The sequence below is a fragment of the Candidatus Symbiopectobacterium sp. NZEC135 genome (assembly GCF_025962695.1).
Map to the genome: position 1 here is coordinate 1 of NZ_JAGFPF010001194.1, position 663 is coordinate 663.

Here is a 663-nt window from a genome sequence, read left to right on the forward strand (position 1 = left end):
TCCCTCTCCCCGACGCCCCGTGCGGCGCGGAGTATTTGCGTGCGGTGTTGCGCGCGCCGGTGTATGAAGTGGCACAGGTGACGCCGCTTCAGCCGATGGAAAAACTCTCGGCGCGTCTCGGCAACACCATTGTGGTGAAGCGAGAAGACCGTCAGCCAGTGCACAGTTTTAAACTGCGCGGTGCCTATGCCATGTTGGCGACCCTGACCGAGGCGCAAAAAGCGCACGGTGTGGTAACGGCTTCCGCCGGTAACCACGCACAGGGCGTAGCGCTGTCAGCCTGCAAGCTTGGCATCAAGGCGCTGATCGTCATGCCGGTCGCCACCGCGGATATCAAAGTTGATGCGGTGCGCGGTTTTGGCGGTGAAGTGTTGCTACACGGTGCCAATTTTGATGAGGCCAAGGCCCGAGCGATTGTGCTGTCGCAAGAGCAGCATATGACCTTCATTCCGCCGTTCGATCATCCGGCCGTGATTGCCGGGCAGGGCACGCTGGCGATGGAGCTGTTGCAGCAGGATGCGCATCTCGATCGCGTGTTTGTACCGGTTGGTGGCGGTGGTCTGGCGGCGGGCGTGGCGGTGTTGATCAAACAATTGATGCCGCAGATCAAAGTGATCGGCGTTGAGGCGGAAGATTCAGCCTGCCTGCGTGCGGCATTGGATG

Annotated in this window: 1 protein-coding gene; it reads left to right on the forward strand. The window is 60.8% G+C overall.

Features of this window, described 5'->3' with window-relative positions; all coding sequences use genetic code 11:
- Positions 1–663 (forward strand): pyridoxal-phosphate dependent enzyme (locus J5224_RS33290; RefSeq protein WP_264629167.1); only part of this gene is annotated, 663 nt, incomplete at both ends.